We start from the raw sequence: 16,987 nt of genomic DNA on the forward strand, positions 1-16,987 counted from the left end.
CCTTTCTTTAGTATGGAACTGACACTAAATTGTCAAAATACTTTAAAATGGTTTCCGGTCTTTCTGCTGATCTGATTTCCTTCAAAAATTCATCGTCCATCAACCGTCTGGCAAGTTCTGACATGATAACGAGATGAACATTATCCTCGCTGGTTGCCGGAGAGCCAAGCATGAAGATCAAATCGATTTTACTTCCTGTTTCTTCATTCCAGATAATCGGATCTCTCAGCTTCGCAACTGCGACAAAGGGATCTTTTACCGCATCCGTCTTGCCATGGGGGATCGCTATCCCAAATCCCATATCTGTTGAAACCTGTTCTTCCCTCTCCCTCACCTTCTGGCAGAAAACCGAACGGTCGGAGAGCCGGTTTTCCACGCCAGCTAAATTAGCCAGCCATTCAATCGCCTCATATTTATCCTTTACTTCCAAATTCACTTCAACCAATCCTTTATCAATAATCATAAGCTAACTCCTTATTCAATAATTCGGCCATCTTTTCAGGTGTTTCACATGCCTTCAGCCGCTTCCAAAAATCTTCATTATCCAGATAATTTCCCAAAGCCCGGAATATTTTGGAATAAGAAATCGAATCCTCTTTCGTTGAAACAACATTAATTATCAAGTTGACCCGATTTCCATCTCCCCACTCAATCGGATTTTCCAGCCGCATAATCTGCAGCGTACTGCTAAGAACCTGTTCCATCTCTCCATGTACAACTGCTGTCCCATTCCCTATATAAGTAGAGCCCAGACGTTCCCGCCGTTCCATGCCTGCCTCGAATTCTTCTGTGACCAATCCATGGCGTACGAGTGCCGCTGCCAGAAAGCCAATGGCCGCTTTTTTATCCATGAGTGACGTTAGAAAATAAATATTCTGCTTCTGAAACAGATAGGCAATCTTACCTTTTGTCGAACAAAAGCAGATTTCCCGAGTTATATTTTCGATATCCTTCCTGGAAAAGATAGGATTCACTACAATTGTTTTTACCCAATCCAGCTCTTCAATCTCAATTGTCGAAAGAATCATATCAATATCTTCATTGCGGTAATGCTCTATATCGTACGCCGAAATAGCGGCCACAATTTCAATATTCTTAAACTGTCCTTCCAGCTTGGACACCATAAGCTGAGATAATCCCAAACCGGTTGTACATACCAGAAGAACACGAATTTTAGGTGTCAGTTTTTCCAGCGCTATTACAAAATGAATGGTAACATAGGCTATTTCCTCCTCAGGAAACACCACATGAAATGCCTCATTCAATATATCTGTCTTTTCATAAACAACGGAAAAAACTTTCCTGTATTCCTCTTTAATCCTTACCGAGAGAGGATTATTTAAATTTAAACCGAACAGAATCCGATAGACAGACGGCCTTATGTGATTGCGAAGCTGTTCATATAACAGTCGGTTATTACAAAAATCAACTCCCAACTCCCGCCCTACCGCTTCTATGAATATTTCAACTGCTTCTTTTATATCGTTATCCCCTATATCCGTTTCTTTCATCAGGCTGTCAGGCTGCTGCAGACGCCTGGCCCCTAAAATCTGCACCAGAAAATACTTGCGCTCCTGCGTTGGCAAGCTTATTCCATAACGTTCTTCCAGCTTATCTGCCACCTGATCACAGACTTCCATCTGAACGCTGCCGTATAAAAAACCCGCGATTTCCCGGCTCACTGAAACATTGCAGCCACAATCCGCCCTTCTAAGCATGACAGCCAGATACATTGCCAGTTCCAATACCGATTCAGATGAAAATTTGTACTGGAATTTCGCCTCAATTTCATGAACTATGTGGACAAGACTGGAAAAATCCACATTCCACATTTCTTCCATATTTCTGATTTTTTCGTTGTACAGAATTTTTGTCCCATCCAACCGAATAATGTCATTAAGATTTCCCATATGAACATTCAGAAAAATATGAATCATGGCACTGCGGATATCCTGTTCTTTTCCCTCCAGGCGCAGTCCCTGCTGCTTTTCATAAACAATGGAAACTCCATATTGGCTCAAAAGCTGGTTCAGTTCTTTCATATCGTTATTTACCGTAGCTTTGCTCACATAGTACTCCGCACAGATTTCTTTCATCATGACGCACTTAGAGCTTCCCAGAAGCAGATTCCAAATGCGGTATTGACGTTCTTCCGGCGTATTTTCCCAATTCTTTTCCCGCCTGTCCAAAGCCTTTTCCAATTTCCTGATGTTACTCTTTTCCCCATCCAGGCGTATCCCTTTTCCAGGTATTTTGACAATAGAACACTGATATTCCGAAACATATGTTTCCAGCCTCTGCAGTTCATTTCTCACCGTTTTAACTGAAATCTGCAAATATTGTGCAATTTCCGCAGCCGAAACCATTTTTTCATTTTCTATTAAAAATTGCAATATCTTTTTCCACTTGTCCATATTAACGCCTTTCAGGAAAACTTTTATCAGTTTCTTGTCGCAACCAGCCTTGTCAGTTCATCATTGGAAGGGCGGTTCGGGTCATAGCCGATAATCTCCGGCAACGCCGCAGCCAACACCTGAAATACCACCGCCACGTTTAAGGCAGAAGCAGTCAATGGCCTGAAATTCACACAGATCTTATTGTCCGCCCTGGGTCCTTCTGCAGCATCGATAATGAGCAGCCGGGCCACTTTTCCTTCCAGATAACGGTTTATCTTCATCATATCGTCAAAACCGCTTTCTTTGGTAACTATAGTAACCACATTACTCGAAGACCCAATTGTCCGATGTACGCCATGAGAAAATTCTCCTGTCTCACACACGGAAGCCGGAATGCAAAGGGTTTCCATTAACTTCAGCATTCCCTCTTCCGCAGTACCGTAATTCATACCGCCGCCAATGACAAGAAAGTGCCCGATGATTGCCCAGTGTTTATTCTTTTCAATCCACGCTTTCGTTTGTTCCACAGTCTCCGGTATGTCCATGACACAGGCTCTGATCTCATTCATATATGCATCAAACGTCTTTTCGTCCACCTGGCCTTTGGCTCTGCCAATCTCTAAGGCAATCAACCACAAAAGCACCATCGAATTGCTGTAACCCTTTGTTTTGGCATTACAATCCTCCTGCTCACACAGGAAATTCATATAATAATCACCCAGCTGCTGAATAGGTGTCTGCTCACGCTCCGTCAAAGCCAGAACAGGAATTCCTTTCATTTTTGCAGCTTTCATGGCATGTATTGTACCATTGCTTGTTCCTGTCTGAGAAATGACGATTGCCAGGGTTTTCTCCGGCGACTTTTCCGTATCTTCCTCATCAAGATATTGAAAAGGATTTTTTAATACCACCTCCACTTTCGCAAGCTTTTGATACAGTTTACCCGACACAGACGCAATATTGAGAGAACTGCCGGAAGCAATGAAAATAACTTTTTGAATCTGTTCCAGGTTGCACCTTGATGCCCATTCTCCAACCTGACCGCTATCCAAAAGCCGCTCCAGCATCTCTTTTTCCTGATCGATATGCCGCCACATAATACTTTTTTTCATAAGCTATGCTCCTATTCATATATTCTAAGGTTTGAGCAGTTGCACTTTAGCTAAAGGTTTTACTTCATTCCCTTGACCAAATTATAAAATACACTTCTGATAAAGTAAAATGATTTAAGGCAGTATTTCATGGCACAGATGTGGTAAAAGTTCTGCCTCTAACCAGTTTCCATACCGTCTTTTCTCGTCGAAAAAGGTTATCGACTGACAAATCGATAACCTTTTAACCCTTCACATCTATATTTTTTTCTTCGCCGGTATTAACAAGCAGATGTGAAGTAAAGTGCGCCAAGGCGGTGCTACTTATCCTCCACCATAATGCTGATAAACAATTCAGCGATTGCCGGATCATACTTTTGTCCGGAAGCCATTGAAATGGCCTGCAGCGCCTTTTCCATTCCCGCTTTCCGGTCCTTTTCCCGGTTTAAAATCCGTTCATACGCTTCTGCAACAGATAGAATACGTGAAATAAGCGGAATCTCCTCTCCCTTTAAGCCCTTGGGATACCCGGAACCATCCCAGCATTCGTGATGTCCGTACACTCCGTTGGCAAGGTCCAGTGTTTCCTGGGACAGATTGAGGATTCGGTAGCCGATGGCCGGATGCTGCCTCATCATCTCACTTTCAACCTCCGTCAGTTGTTCCGGAGTCTTTTCAAGTATCGACTCACTTAAGGTGATCTTACCGATATCGTGGAGATATGCCCCATCCCGCAGCTTCTTAATCTCTGTTTCCGGAAGCTCCATGGCCGTACCGATCTTTTCGCACAGCTTGCTGACTTCTTCCGAGTGCATTTTCTCCCATGGACTTTTCATGTGAAGAGAGGTGATGATGCCGTTAATCGCATGAATTCCAAAGTTTATGGAAGAAATGCTCTTTTCCTTATACATCTCGTTCTCTGCTGTTTCCAGTATCCGCTCAATCTTCTGCCAGTGCTTGATCTTTGTCGCAATTCCCACCGCAACGCTGCATGACACCATGTTTACCTTTTCTCCGGCAATCTGATTTTTTATCCCTGCAGCAATGACCTCCGCCTCTTCCCTGGAGGTGCGTGGAAGCAAAACCGTAAATTCATCACCGCCGATCCGGGCAGCAACATCCCCTTCCCGGCAGTTATTTTTTAAGACCTTGGCAACTTTAACAATGAATTCATCTCCGGCCGTATGCCCGAATGTATCATTGATAAGCTTTAAGCCGTTTAAATCAAGAAAAATCAAAGAAACCGGATGGTTCTGCTGAGTGTCCGCCTGCTTCATCTCCTGCTCAAAACACCTTCGGTTTACCAGTTCGGTAAGGGGATCATGATAGCTTAAAAAACGGATCTTTTCCTCTCCCTTTTTTCGCTCGGTAATATCGGCAAAGGTTATGACATATCCAACATGCTCCCCTTCCCTTAATTGGGGCAGGGCGCGGTACTCCGCATCAAAACAGGTGCCGTCGGCCCGCTTTAGCACGCCGGTCTTTTCCCCTCCGGCCTTATCCGAACTGAGAAAATCGGCAAAAAACTGCTTTCCGTTCAAACTTGCCTCCCCAGATTGCCCACCGCAGCCCAAAGCGGACCACATATCGATTCCCAGCAATTCCTCAGGCTTTGCATATCCCAGAAGACGAAGACAGCTTTTGTTGCAAAATGTACAACATCCGTTTAAATCCGTACCAAATATGGCTTCCGCCGCGGTATCCAGTATGAGTTGAAGCTGGGACTGGCTCTCCTTTAATATTTCATTTGCCTTATTTAACTCCCTGGTCCGCATTTCAACAATGCATTCTAAGTGCTTGACCATATCAAGCAGATTATCCGCCAGACGGTTAAATACATTGGATATTCTTCCGATTTCGTCATTCCTTACGATCTCCACCCTTTGCCCTAAATTTCCCGCAGAAATATTTTCCGCAATGGCCAGTAAGCCATTGATTGGCTTATAGAGCCTTCGGATGATCAAGGAAAAGATACCAATTGAAAGAATGCCTGCAATAACAGCCAGTTCTGCTGAAACCCCGATATTCCGGTTCAGTTCCGCAGTCAAAAGACTTCCCGGAATTACAGAAATAATGACCCAGTCAAGACCTGTTTTCCGGTATTTCTGTACGTTCGCATACCAGTCTGCATCTCCAATCTTCAGCGCAAATTCTTCCTCATGGGATTTAAGATACTTCTCATAACTGTTCTTTGCGGCCGGAAGAGAAAGGCCATTGATGGTATTTCTCATCAGTGCCCCGCCTCTAGCTATGGTATAATTTTCCTCCCCCATGGAATTTGCAATTAAATACCGGGTACCTACCTCAATAACAGATACATAACCGTTGGAACCAGCCGCCTCGTTTTTTAAATAATCGCCGATATCGGAAAGAAGTATATGGGCTCCTAAAACGCCCATAAGCTTTCCTTCTTCATCATAGACAGGGCATGAAACAGATACTGCCAGATCATTCACGATGAGGTCTTTGTATACAGGAGAAAAGGAAGGTCCCCTCTCTGTTTTGGCCGCCTGATACCATTCCTGCAGCCTGGGATCAAAGGAGCCGGTGTTTTGTATTAACGCCCCTGCTGTTAAATCCGCATTTACAGCGTAATGCAAGCTTTCTCCTCCAGTTTCATCATTGTTCTTTATGAGTTCAAGTTCCCCCTTTTTATTTCTGAGGGCTCCATAGTATTCTCCATCAACCGATGCATAAACAAAACTGTAAATCTCTTTCTCATAAGAATTTAAAATGCCAAGAAAAAAAGAGTTGCGGCTCTTTTCATCAATAAAATTAATGGTTTTATTTTCAATCAGTTTTTTTCCTAGTTCATTTGCCGTAACTGGAACCCTGAAAAATGAATTCACCTTTTCAATCGTATCATGGTTCATCTTTTCAGACATCCCGGCAGTCTCTTTGGTTATGGAAGATTGCCAATTGTTCAACACAAGTTTTTCAATAGTTACAAGGGACAAAAGGAACAGACAGATAAATGTGACGATTGTCACATTTTGAATCGACATGCATTTTCGTGGTCTTCGTAATCTCATCTTCCTGATCGCTTCGGTTAAACATACCCTTTCCTGCATGGCTCATACCTCTATTACATGCTGGCTGGCCCCGCATAAATTAAGTATAACTATTTCTTATGCAAAGTTCAACCTGAAAATCTTTGCAAGCAAAATAATCCAAATCCCTTAAAATTTACTGCTAGGGATTTGGATTATTTTGTTCAGTCAATTAATATGTGATTATATACACCAATATAAAACATATCATTTACTGCTCGATATAAATGTTGAGCTGCTTCGGTTCATCTTCGCATATGTATACCGGTAGCATCTTCCCCTCCAAGTAGTAGTTATGATTAAATATTGCGGCGCAGACCATACAGACTGCGGATTCTACCGGAAACTGGAGAAGGAAAAGGAAATAGCTAATCAAAAAGTACCTAAATGGTTTGAACAGTACTATGATAGGTAGGAAAACAAATGGGAGTATTTGCTAATGTAAGGAAAATTGATAGCGGAATAATAAGAGGCAAAACATACCCCATTGCTTGCATGGCTCTGTTTACGCCAGGCCACGCTCCCAGGCCGCTGCTTATTAAGTATGAAGATCAGGAAGGTGCTATACAGACGGTGTCAGCGATTATAATAAAAGCACTGATGAAAAACATATGACAATGAACCAGTAAATGAATATAGGTGTGAGGCTGTGATCGGCGTTATAAGGCATGAGTTTAGGCTGATTTTTAATATATTGAATTGCAAGTGGGTTATGATAGTATAACTAATACATATTAGTACACTATCAATAAAGGTGGTGTGTAGAGGTAACGCATAGCCATAGGAGAGGATCAAAGGAGTTGCGGCTAATGCAAAAGCAATTTACACATAGGAAGATAAAAACTACGAAAATTGCAACTATATTTCATTAAAGTATTATTATGGTATAATGCCAGTACGAATAATAGTTAAGTAACCATGTGATGTTAAGTGTCGCTGGGTGTAAACATTGGGGGTGAATCCATTGGTGTTTATAAATTATGGTATATTTAGATACTGAATATTTTGAGGGCTTATATCATAAGATTACAATAAGGGAGGAATTCTAATGAAAAACTTTCTAAAAAAAATTGTTAGCTTTTTATTATTAATTGCAATGATCTCATCATCCGCAACATATGCTTTTGCTCAAGAAAATGTTTACGATGGAGAAAAATCTAATATTCATTATGAAAAAGGTAGTATAGAGGATTTATTAGATTCTACCTCCGCCAGAAGTGGTTTAAAAGAATTAATTTATACTTATGATCAGAATGGTGAAAGTTATCGAGTATATGATAATGCCAATAGTGATTTAACTTATACTCATTCATCAATTTTTAAAATTGGAAAAAATCAAGAGGAAACGCTTATTCGGCGTGAAATTGTCAACGTAGCCAATAATGTGGTAACTACAACTATTATCGAAAATGGGCAGGAAACAACCAACGTTTTAGATCTTAATAGCAGTAATAAATCTGAGCTTATAAATACACCTACCCCAAGAGGGACATGGGATGGCTGGCCGGTAAGCAATACTTATGAGGATTATGGATCTTTTAAATATTCTTATAGTATAACTGGAACAACTACCACGGCTGTTACAGCAACAATTACTGCAATTGTAAAAGTTGCGAACATTAACCCATATGCTAAAATAGCAGTTACTGCTATATCCGCAATAGTAAATTATATTGTTAGAGAAAATGTTAAAAGGACTTATGTGATAGAAAATGTCTCTTTCAGATGGACTAAAATACCAAATGTAACTCTGCAGCAGCGTGCAGTTGAACGCACTATACGTAAATTTTATACCGATAGTAATTACGCAACAGTAATTGGTTCTGCTACAACTACTGTATATGCAAAAGATTATAAGGATTAGGTGGTAATATCAAAAAATTCATTATTAACAATTTGGGCTGTATTGCAATAATTTTAGTAATAATTATTGGAGAAAGAGTTAAAACTAATGCTTCTTGGTTAAATATTATAAAATCTGAATTTGGAACTATTGTTCTTGTTATTTTGATTGGAATTATTGTAGAGGTAATGATAACTATTTTTAAGGATTAGTTTGGTAACAAAATAAAGATTTAAAGCAGGGAGATCCGGTAGGAATCACTACCCCATTAGAAATTTGGGGCATCCGCCAGTTGTGGCGGGTGCCTTTTTGTGTTTGTAAACTTTTCTAGGAGCGTGGATATATTCGAAAAAGTGGCTACCATTTGACAACATCTACGAAAAGGGTTGTCAAATGGTAGCCACTATCCACTTTTTTGTTTGTAAATCCCTTGTAAATCCTTATTTTATCGCATTCCACAAGGCATTTATACCATTAATATGTAAATAACTGTACCCAGTACTGTGTTCCTGAGCCGTTCTGTATATTGCCTACACCGATATGTGTATAGCTCTTATTCATGATGTTTGCACGATGGCCTGCACTGTTCATCCAGGAGTTCATGACATCCTGAGGAGTTTTCTGTCCCCAGGCAATATTTTCGCCTGCACCGCGGTAGTTCACACCCTGCTCCTTTAAAGCAGTTGAGAATGAGCTTCCGTTTGGACGTGTATGGTCAAAATTTGACTGTATTTCTTTGGCTCTTACTGTTGCAGCCTTCTCCACATTAGGATCAATGGTAAGAGGTGCAAGTCCTTCCTTTGCTCTTTCTGCATTTACAAGGTCTACTACCTGCTGGGTATAAGACTTATTGGTTGTATTGTCAGTTGAGTCATCTGGGTTCGTGCCTGGGTTCGTGTTGTTGTCTGTACCGCCGTTACCGTTATTTCCGGTATTGCCGTTATTTCCGGTATTGCCGTTATTTCCGGTATTGCCATTATTTCCGGTATTGCCATTATTTCCGGTATTGCCATTATTGCCATTATTACAATTCTTGCCTGCATTACCGTTATTGATGAGCTTAGACCAGTCAACGTTATTTCCATCAACTCCTAATTGCTGCAATCTGGACTTTAAATCATCTAAATTACAGTTCTTGCTCACTGTTACCACATTTCTTCCATTGTTGCATTGGCTGTAAGGTCTTGCCACCGCCGCGCTAGCTGTCAGTGGTATCATACTCGTTAAAGTAAGTGTAATCATTCCAAGTGCCGTTAGTTTTCTCAATTCTTTTGCCTCCTTTGAAATTGTTACATTTGTGTTACGTTTGTATTTCATTTATGTTACAAATATATGATAACACTCTTGTTTCCATTTTTCCAGTGGAAATAATTGGGAATTCTTTTGGCACTCTCTTCCGTTTGATTTTTATATCATATAATCGTCTCCATAATCGCTGCTGGAAGCCAGATCAGCTATGGTTATTCCGTCAAAATAATCATTGATCAGCTTATTGAACCCCTCCCACATGGGAAGTGTCCGGCAATGACAGGCTCTTGTGCAGTTATTCACATCCCCTTCCAGACAGGAAACAGGAGCAAGAGATCCTTCCGTAAGCCTTAATATGCTGCCTACGGTATATTCCTCCGGGTTTTTCGCCAGCTTATATCCGCCGCCCTTTCCTCTCAGGGAAATGAGCAGATTGCTCTTACTCAGAATCGAAACAATGGATTCTAAGTATTTTTCCGATATCTCCTGTCTCTTTGCAATATCCATGAGAGGAATAAATTCTCCATGATTATGTTCCGCCAGATCTATCATAAGCCTGACCGCATAGCGGCCTTTCGTTGAAATCTTCATAAGAAACAGCCTCCAGATTCATTATTATGTGTCCAAATCATAACCGTCCAGAAAGTGATGTACGTTTCCATTTTCTTTATAAGCAATTATGGTATTTAAATTTACATTTTCCACACTCTTAAAAATATTGCTTTCAATATATGGGTTGACTTCCTTTAACTGGCTGATTAAGTTCTTTATCTCCATTCTCTTAGATCCGGTGCTGCCGTCGGTCCTGCAGGTCGTGCAGGTATCCGTAAACCGGCATGCACATTGAATGAAGTGCAGATCATTGTAATCTCTCCAGCCCTTAATATCATCTTCCCGTATGAGATACATGGGGCGGATGAGTTCCATTCCTTCAAAATTCGTGCTGTGCAGCTTGGGCATCATGGTCTGGATCTGTGCTCCGTACATCATTCCCATCAGAATCGTTTCAATGACATCATCATAGTGATGTCCAAGGGCGATCTTATTACAGCCCAGTTCCTTTGCCTTGCTGTACAAATATCCCCTTCTCATTCTGGCGCACAAATAGCACGGGGATTTCTTCACGTCATAAACTGCGTCAAAAATCTGGGTTTCAAATACGGTGATGGGAATATCCAAAAGCTTTGCATTGCTTTCGATTACCTGCCGGTTGGTTTCGTTGTAGCCTGGGTCCATGACAAGAAAAACCAGCTCAAAAGGAAATTTATTGTGCCGCCTTAATTCCTGGAACAGCTTTGCCATGAGCATGGAATCCTTTCCCCCTGAAATACAGACGGCAATCCTGTCGTTTTCCTTTACCAGCTCATACTCATTGACAGCCTTTGCAAATCTGCTGAACAACTCCTTATGGAATTTCTTCCTGATACTCTTTTCTATCTCTTCCAGGCGTTCTTTTCCCTTGTCCTCTTTCTCCATGGCACGAAGCAGCCATTCCCCATAGCCGCCGCGAAGATTATATGCTTCATATCCCTTTTCTGACAGATGAACTGCAGCCTCTTCACTGATGATCCCTTTTAAGCAATACAATATGATCTTTTTGTCCCTTGGAAGGGAAGTATTTCCGTTTAACAATGCCTCTTTTTCTATATTTAAGGCTCCCGGTATAAATCCATGGTTATACGCCGTCTGGTCTCTGACGTCTACAAGCACATATTCCTCCGGGCTCATTTGCTTCATTTGTTCCAATGATAGATCCTGCTCATGAGCTATTTTGCCGTCAAACATGTGATTGCCTCCCAATCTTTCCATTTAGAGAGAGATCCTTGATCACTTCTCCGGCTATGATAAGCCCTGCCACAGAAGGAACAAAGGCTACGCTTCCGGGAATATCTCTCCGTTCCGTGCACTTATGCTTGGCTCCCGGCGGGCAGATACAGTTTGTCCTGCAGCTGATGGACATATCTTCCAGGGGCCTTGTAGGTTTTTCTGTGGAATATACAACCTTAAGCTTCTTTACGCCTCTTTTCTTAAGCTCTCTCCGCATGACCTTTGCAAGGGGACACATGGTGGTTTTATAAATGTCCGCAACTTCAAATTTTGTTGGATCCAGCTTATTGCCTGCACCCATACAGCTGATGACCGGCACGCCTGCCTCTTTTGCCCGCATAATCAGTTCAAGCTTTGCGGTGACGGTATCTACTGCATCCACAACATAATCATAATTTTTAAAATCAAAATCATCCGCGTTTTCCGGTAAGTAGAAGCATTGGTGCATTTCCACCTGGGCATCGGGATTGATTTCCAATATTCTGTCTTTCATTACTTCAACTTTATATTTACCTACCGTTTTTCTGGTAGCTATGATCTGCCTGTTTAAATTAGTAAGACAAACCTTATCATCATCAACAAGCACAAAGGAACGGACTCCGCTTCTTACCAAGGCTTCTACCACATATCCGCCCACACCGCCGATGCCAAAAACAGCAACCTTTGCACTCATCAATTTTTCCATGGCATCTTCACCCAATAACAACTGGGTTCTTGAAAACTGGTTTAACAATTGATTCAACCTCTTTCTTTAATTTTCTATCAATTTAGTAGGAATAAAAAATACACTTCAAATTATTATACTTCTAAATGCTTATTTGGGCAATTGATTTTATGTTCTTTTTCATTCTTGATTTACGGGCAGAAAAAAATAGCAAACAATTACTGGACCTCTGATTTCTCAGTGGCTTTTCGTTGCCTGCTATTTTTAGGGTTTTAACAAACTACCTCTTATCTTTATTGACTATATAAGAAAAATATTAAAAACTATCATCCCTATTTATCCGGTGACGGATCAAACGATTCCGATATTCACGAATCTCGCGAATGTTTGTCTGGTCATCAATGAATTTTCCAATCTCAGCTACTACCGTCGGTATTAGGGAAAGAACTACTGCAAGAAGCCAGTGATAACTTCCTATGGCAGTTAAACCAAAGATTTTTCCAGCGGGCGGGAAAGCCACAAGAAGGCTGAATACTCCGATCATAGCAAAGGTACTGTATAATACCGGCGGATTATCCATAATCGCCCTCTTGAAAATGGACTTTCTGCTGCGGACTGTAAATAAATGAAGGATAGAGGTCCATCCCAAAACTAGAAAGGCAACGGTCTGCCCGATTGCAGGAGAGGGTCCAGGCATTCCCGGAAGTGCCCGGAACGTACTGATGTAATATCCAATCAGAACCACGACCGAACATGCTATGGTTTGCTGTATAATTACCGTAAAAAGACCTCCGCCTAAAAATCCTTCGTCTCTGCGTATAGGCTCCCGGTCCATAAGACGAGGATCCGAAGTTTCTCTGGACAAACAAAGTCCCGGAATACCGTCACCCAGCACATTGACCAGCAACAGCATAATAGGTGTTACAGGGATACCCCAGCCCTTTAACTGGGCAACCAGCATAATGACAATTTCTGAAATATTGCATACCAGCAGAAAGTAAATGGTTTTTCTGATATTTGAGAAAACATTCCTTCCTTCTGATATCGCATCAATAATCGTGGCAAAGTTATCATCCGTTAAAACCATGTCAGAAGCACTTTTTGCCACCTCCGTCCCGCTTTGACCCATGGAGATCCCCACGTCTGCTGCCTTCAATGCCGGCGTGTCATTAACACCGTCCCCGGTCATGGAAACAACTTCCCCGTTTTCCTGCCATGCCTCAACAATGCGGATCTTATCCTCAGGGGATACCCGGGCATAAACAGAGTAATGATGGATATCCCTGCAAAGCGCTTCATCAGACATATCTTTTAGCTGTTGTCCGGTGAGAACCTTTTCATTTTCACCAAGAATTCCAATATTTCTTGCGATCGCACTTGCTGTTGCCGCATGGTCGCCGGTAATCATGATGGTACGAATTCCTGCCATCTTCGCCCTTTCTACGGCTTTGGCTGCTTCCGGACGAGCAGGATCAATTAAACCAATAAGCCCGCATAAAGCCAGATCCCGTTCGATTTCCTCCGGCTTATCCATGGAAGGAGCCTCATTCACATATCGGATTCCAAGGGCTAGGACACGAAGTGCCTCTCCGGCAAAAAGCTTATGAACGCGGCCAACTTCTTTTTCCGTTTCCTCATCAAACGGCTTGAGAGGCAATCGATCAAGAGCACCTTTGGTAAGAATTAAATATTCTCCCGAGGAAGCCACCAAAACAATGGTCATCATCTTACGCTCGGAAGAAAAAGGGATTTCTCCTACGATACGGTATTGTTTAGAAATACGTTCTATGGATAAGCCCTTTTCATACAGAAGACGCATGATGGCTTTCTCCGTCGGATTTCCCATGATGGTTAAGGTACCATCCTCTTTTTCCTGTACAGACGTGTTACTTGCAAGAGCAAACAGCGTAAGCAGCTCTGTCTGATCTTTCACAAATTCATCGACAGCTTCAAACGGTTCATTTCCAGGAATCCAAAGCTTTTCGATGGTCATTCGGTTCTGCGTCAGTGTTCCGGTCTTATCTGAGCAAATGACCGATGTATTTCCAAGGGTTTCTACTGCAGATAGCTTTCGGATCAGCGCATTTCTATTCACCATATTTTTAACTCCCTGGGAAAGGGATAAGGTTACAATTAAATTTAAGGTTTCCGGTACCGCTGCTACAGCCAGCGTTGCCGCAAGCATAACCATAGTCCAAAAGGATTCTCCCTGTAAAAGACCGATAACTAAGAGCAGTACGGCTGCTATAACAGCGATCATGCTGATGGACTTTGCAATCCGCTCCAGACGTTGCTGTAACGGTGTTTTTAATTTCTGTGAATTGTTTAAGTATCCTGCAATCTTTCCCATCTCCGTCTGCATTCCGGTGGCAGTAACAATAGCTGCCCCATGCCCGGAGGTTACATGACAGCTGGAGAATACCATGTTAAGCTGATCTCCCAGGGGAACACTTCCCTGCAGCAGGATATTTGCATTTTTTTCTGACGGCTCGCTCTCTCCAGTGAGTGCCGACTCATCCACCTGTAAATTGGTGCCGGAAAGCAGACGTGCGTCGGCTGGAACAATGCTTCCCAGATGAAGAAGAATGATATCACCCGGAACCAATTCACTTGTATCCATTTCTTTTTGTATGCCTTCCCGCAATACAATACAGTTTGGGGAGTTTAAGCTTGACAATGCCTCCAAGGCTTTTTCAGCGCCTCGCTCCTGGGTAATTGCCAGTATCAGATTTAAGATAACAATAGACACGATTACAACTGGCTCTAAAAAGCCATGGCCTTCCCTCAATGCCATGACTAAAGATAGCAAAGCAGCCAGAAGCAGGATTATCGTAGAAATATCTTTCAGATGATGCAGGATTTCCTTAATCAGACTTGTTTTTTCCTGCTCTGCAAACTCGTTTTTTCCATACCTGCCTTGTCGGTTTGCCACCTCTTGATCTGATAATCCAGTATTTTCATTCGTGTTAAAGTGCTCAAGTGTCTCTGCTACGCTCGTTACATAACAATTTTCCACTTAATCCTCCTCCTTTCAATTAAGATGTTTCATTCACTGGTTCCTTAAGCTTCTCTTCCGTGACCGATAAGTCCTTGAGCTCCCTGACCGGGAACGCAATGTCGCCCTTAAATTTTCATAACCGTATAAAAGCCTGCAAACCTGCACACAGATAATATTTATCACAATTACAATTTCGTTAGTCATATCCAGCTCTACGGACTTTTCCAGGGTCTCAATTAGAGAAGAGGTCACCTGAAAAAGTATAAGAAAAAAAGATAACAATGTAAATCCATTTTATCAAATGATATTGAATATTATCAAATCTGTATGCTTTCTTTATACAAAGGAATTTAAAAATAGCCTTCCCATTTTTACGGTTTTATAGCAAAAAAGAGACTGTTGCACTAAGTATTAGTGTACAGCCTCAAACTTATCTGTAACAGACAGGACGGCTTATTTCCCCTTTAAGCCGTCCTGTCCTTGTTACCTTGTTTTTTCGCGGATCCAGGATTCGTACTTATCCTGTACGCCCTGATCCTTTGCCTGTCTTTCAAATGATTCCGTCTCATCATCCACAGCTTTTAACTTATCTTCTGCCAGTGCACGTACTGCAAATGCATAGGCGGCCTCATCTTCTTTTTCAATATGGCGCTTTAATAAGGCACCATATCCAACCGCATTGGATATGATATCCAGCTTTGGCTCTGTTCCCGGATTTTTCTCATATTCATCAATGGCTTTTTCCAGCTCAGAAAGGTATAATCTTCCCAGATCATGTTCCACAAGCATACCATTCCTGATAAGCTTTTCCGCCACAGGCCCCATATTTTCCATCATGATCCGGAACAGGATCTTTTCTTCCTTTCCGTGATGATGCTTATCTGCGTAATTTCTTGCAAATTCAAGGCACTCCCGCAGCAGGGGGGCATCCACCGGCTTCCCCTCCAGAATATCGGAGCTGATACTTCTTAAAAAGCCGGTGAAAACCAGAATGTTCTCATGCTCCTTCATTAATATATCTATTCCGTACATAAGCGTCTCCTCAATTCATATACCTGATCCTCAATCTGATGAAATTCCAGTTCGGAATCCTCAAACATTCCTTTTATCAGCGATTCTCTTAAGGCGTAATAATGTGTTACATCTCCGCGGATCATTGCCCAATAAGCGCCATGGATATCCTGGGTCTGTCTCCATACCAGTTTGTCTTCTGATTCCTGGATCAGCTCGTTCACTCTATCACAGGGCATGCCGTTGAGCAAGGTGCTTTCAAGGTAATCATAGCCTTTACGGACTGTGATATTTTTATCCGCAGAATTTCTTTTTCCAAATTCCAGGACAGCATCAATGATATGAGACAACCTTTCCTGATCCGGTTCTAAAAGTTCGGTGACCACATAAGCCATCCTATTTTCCACCAGGCTCACTTTTTCCTGCAGCCAGCCGTGGATATTGCCCGTATCAATCATATCTTCCAGATTTCCCTTTTCAAGCACTCCGTATCTGCTGTCAGTCCTGGGTCTAAGTTCTTTGCTGTAACCATTTTCTTCTGCAAGGTCTAAAATTGCATCAGTCATTGCATCCTGAAATTTTATTTTGTTGTATAACCAAGTATGGATTGGTCCTAAAAAGGCACTCATTTTACACCTCTTTCCTTTACTGGTTCAGCTTGTCCAGTACTGTGTTTACATCAAGTCCGTGAACCATACATGCATCCTCTAAGGATTCCATCTGGGATGACGGACATCCCAGACAGTGCATGCCGCAGCCCATTAAAATCTCCGCTGCCTTTGGATTGCTTCTTAAAATTTCACCAATATACATTTCTTTCGTTATCATATGGTTTTCCTCCTGAATTATCATTTATTAT

13 protein-coding genes are annotated in these 16,987 nt (G+C 41.9%); 1 reads left to right on the forward strand and 12 read right to left on the reverse strand.

All coding sequences use genetic code 11. From position 1 onward, the window contains the following. Window positions 1–7: 7 nt before the first annotated feature. The 4 genes from AC27IJ_RS04860 to AC27IJ_RS04875 all read right to left on the reverse strand — a co-directional run bounded on the left by AC27IJ_RS04860 (window position 8) and on the right by AC27IJ_RS04875 (window position 6,558). Window positions 8–463 carry a PTS sugar transporter subunit IIA gene (locus tag AC27IJ_RS04860; protein ID WP_312502064.1) on the reverse strand — a complete coding sequence of 152 codons (456 nt, stop codon included), beginning with the start codon at window positions 461–463 and terminating at the stop codon, window positions 8–10. Then, window positions 453–2,414, reverse strand: coding sequence for a BglG family transcription antiterminator (locus AC27IJ_RS04865; protein WP_487147735.1), 1,962 nt, complete (start codon window positions 2,412–2,414; stop codon window positions 453–455). The genes AC27IJ_RS04860 and AC27IJ_RS04865 overlap by 11 nt, the downstream gene beginning before the upstream one ends. A gap of 26 nt (window positions 2,415–2,440) precedes the next feature. Then, window positions 2,441–3,508: an SIS domain-containing protein gene (locus AC27IJ_RS04870; protein ID WP_312441765.1), complete on the reverse strand. Its 1,068-nt coding sequence runs from the start codon at window positions 3,506–3,508 to the stop codon at window positions 2,441–2,443. 299 nt (window positions 3,509–3,807) lie between these two features. Continuing rightward, on the reverse strand, window positions 3,808–6,558 hold the full coding sequence (locus AC27IJ_RS04875) for a diguanylate cyclase domain-containing protein (RefSeq protein ID WP_487147737.1): 2,751 nt from the start codon (window positions 6,556–6,558) through the stop codon (window positions 3,808–3,810). 1,027 nt (window positions 6,559–7,585) lie between these two features. On the opposite strand from AC27IJ_RS04875, the gene AC27IJ_RS04880 reads away from it, so the two are divergent. Beyond that, window positions 7,586–8,401, forward strand: coding sequence for a hypothetical protein (locus AC27IJ_RS04880; RefSeq protein WP_312502058.1), 816 nt, complete (start codon window positions 7,586–7,588; stop codon window positions 8,399–8,401). 453 nt (window positions 8,402–8,854) lie between these two features. Here the strand turns inward: AC27IJ_RS04880 and AC27IJ_RS04885 are convergent, their stop codons facing one another. From AC27IJ_RS04885 to AC27IJ_RS04920, 8 genes are all read right to left on the reverse strand, one after another. Continuing rightward, a complete protein-coding gene (locus AC27IJ_RS04885; RefSeq protein WP_312502057.1) occupies window positions 8,855–9,646 on the reverse strand; it encodes a CAP domain-containing protein in 792 nt (263 codons plus the stop codon). Between the two features lie 141 nt (window positions 9,647–9,787). After that, complete coding sequence (locus AC27IJ_RS04890; protein WP_312441762.1) at window positions 9,788–10,219, reverse strand: RrF2 family transcriptional regulator; 432 nt, start codon at window positions 10,217–10,219, stop codon at window positions 9,788–9,790. A 24-nt stretch (window positions 10,220–10,243) separates the two neighbouring features. Beyond that, window positions 10,244–11,413 (reverse strand): rhodanese-like domain-containing protein, encoded by a 1,170-nt coding sequence (locus AC27IJ_RS04895; protein ID WP_487147741.1) that lies wholly within the window; start codon window positions 11,411–11,413, stop codon window positions 10,244–10,246. After that, window positions 11,406–12,188: a tRNA threonylcarbamoyladenosine dehydratase gene (locus tag AC27IJ_RS04900; protein ID WP_312441760.1), complete on the reverse strand. Its 783-nt coding sequence runs from the start codon at window positions 12,186–12,188 to the stop codon at window positions 11,406–11,408. Before AC27IJ_RS04900 ends, AC27IJ_RS04895 begins: the two co-directional genes overlap by 8 nt. 247 nt (window positions 12,189–12,435) lie before the next feature. Then, a complete protein-coding gene (locus AC27IJ_RS04905; RefSeq protein WP_487147744.1) occupies window positions 12,436–15,135 on the reverse strand; it encodes a cation-translocating P-type ATPase in 2,700 nt (899 codons plus the stop codon). A 465-nt stretch (window positions 15,136–15,600) separates the two neighbouring features. Next, window positions 15,601–16,149 carry a hemerythrin domain-containing protein gene (locus tag AC27IJ_RS04910; protein WP_313155902.1) on the reverse strand — a complete coding sequence of 183 codons (549 nt, stop codon included), beginning with the start codon at window positions 16,147–16,149 and terminating at the stop codon, window positions 15,601–15,603. After that, entirely contained in the window at window positions 16,137–16,757 is a 621-nt protein-coding gene (locus AC27IJ_RS04915; protein WP_487147746.1) for a hypothetical protein, read from the reverse strand. The genes AC27IJ_RS04910 and AC27IJ_RS04915 overlap by 13 nt, the downstream gene beginning before the upstream one ends. Window positions 16,758–16,773: 16 nt before the next feature. Further along, window positions 16,774–16,956 (reverse strand): DUF1858 domain-containing protein, encoded by a 183-nt coding sequence (locus tag AC27IJ_RS04920; protein WP_312441755.1) that lies wholly within the window; start codon window positions 16,954–16,956, stop codon window positions 16,774–16,776. Window positions 16,957–16,987 lie beyond the last annotated feature (31 nt).

The organism is Lacrimispora sp. YZC11 (assembly GCF_057543815.1).

Coding starts and splice junctions, on each gene's coding strand:
- AC27IJ_RS04920 (WP_312441755.1), bottom strand. CDS start 16,956: ATGATAACGAAAGAAATGTATATTGGTGAAATTTTAAGAAGCAATCCA.
- AC27IJ_RS04860 (WP_312502064.1), bottom strand. CDS start 463: ATGATTATTGATAAAGGATTGGTTGAAGTGAATTTGGAAGTAAAGGAT.
- AC27IJ_RS04865 (WP_487147735.1), bottom strand. CDS start 2,414: ATGGACAAGTGGAAAAAGATATTGCAATTTTTAATAGAAAATGAAAAA.
- AC27IJ_RS04910 (WP_313155902.1), bottom strand. CDS start 16,149: ATGTACGGAATAGATATATTAATGAAGGAGCATGAGAACATTCTGGTT.
- AC27IJ_RS04880 (WP_312502058.1), top strand. CDS start 7,586: ATGAAAAACTTTCTAAAAAAAATTGTTAGCTTTTTATTATTAATTGCA.
- AC27IJ_RS04875 (WP_487147737.1), bottom strand. CDS start 6,558: ATGCAGGAAAGGGTATGTTTAACCGAAGCGATCAGGAAGATGAGATTA.
- AC27IJ_RS04915 (WP_487147746.1), bottom strand. CDS start 16,757: ATGAGTGCCTTTTTAGGACCAATCCATACTTGGTTATACAACAAAATA.
- AC27IJ_RS04870 (WP_312441765.1), bottom strand. CDS start 3,508: ATGAAAAAAAGTATTATGTGGCGGCATATCGATCAGGAAAAAGAGATG.
- AC27IJ_RS04890 (WP_312441762.1), bottom strand. CDS start 10,219: ATGAAGATTTCAACGAAAGGCCGCTATGCGGTCAGGCTTATGATAGAT.
- AC27IJ_RS04895 (WP_487147741.1), bottom strand. CDS start 11,413: ATGTTTGACGGCAAAATAGCTCATGAGCAGGATCTATCATTGGAACAA.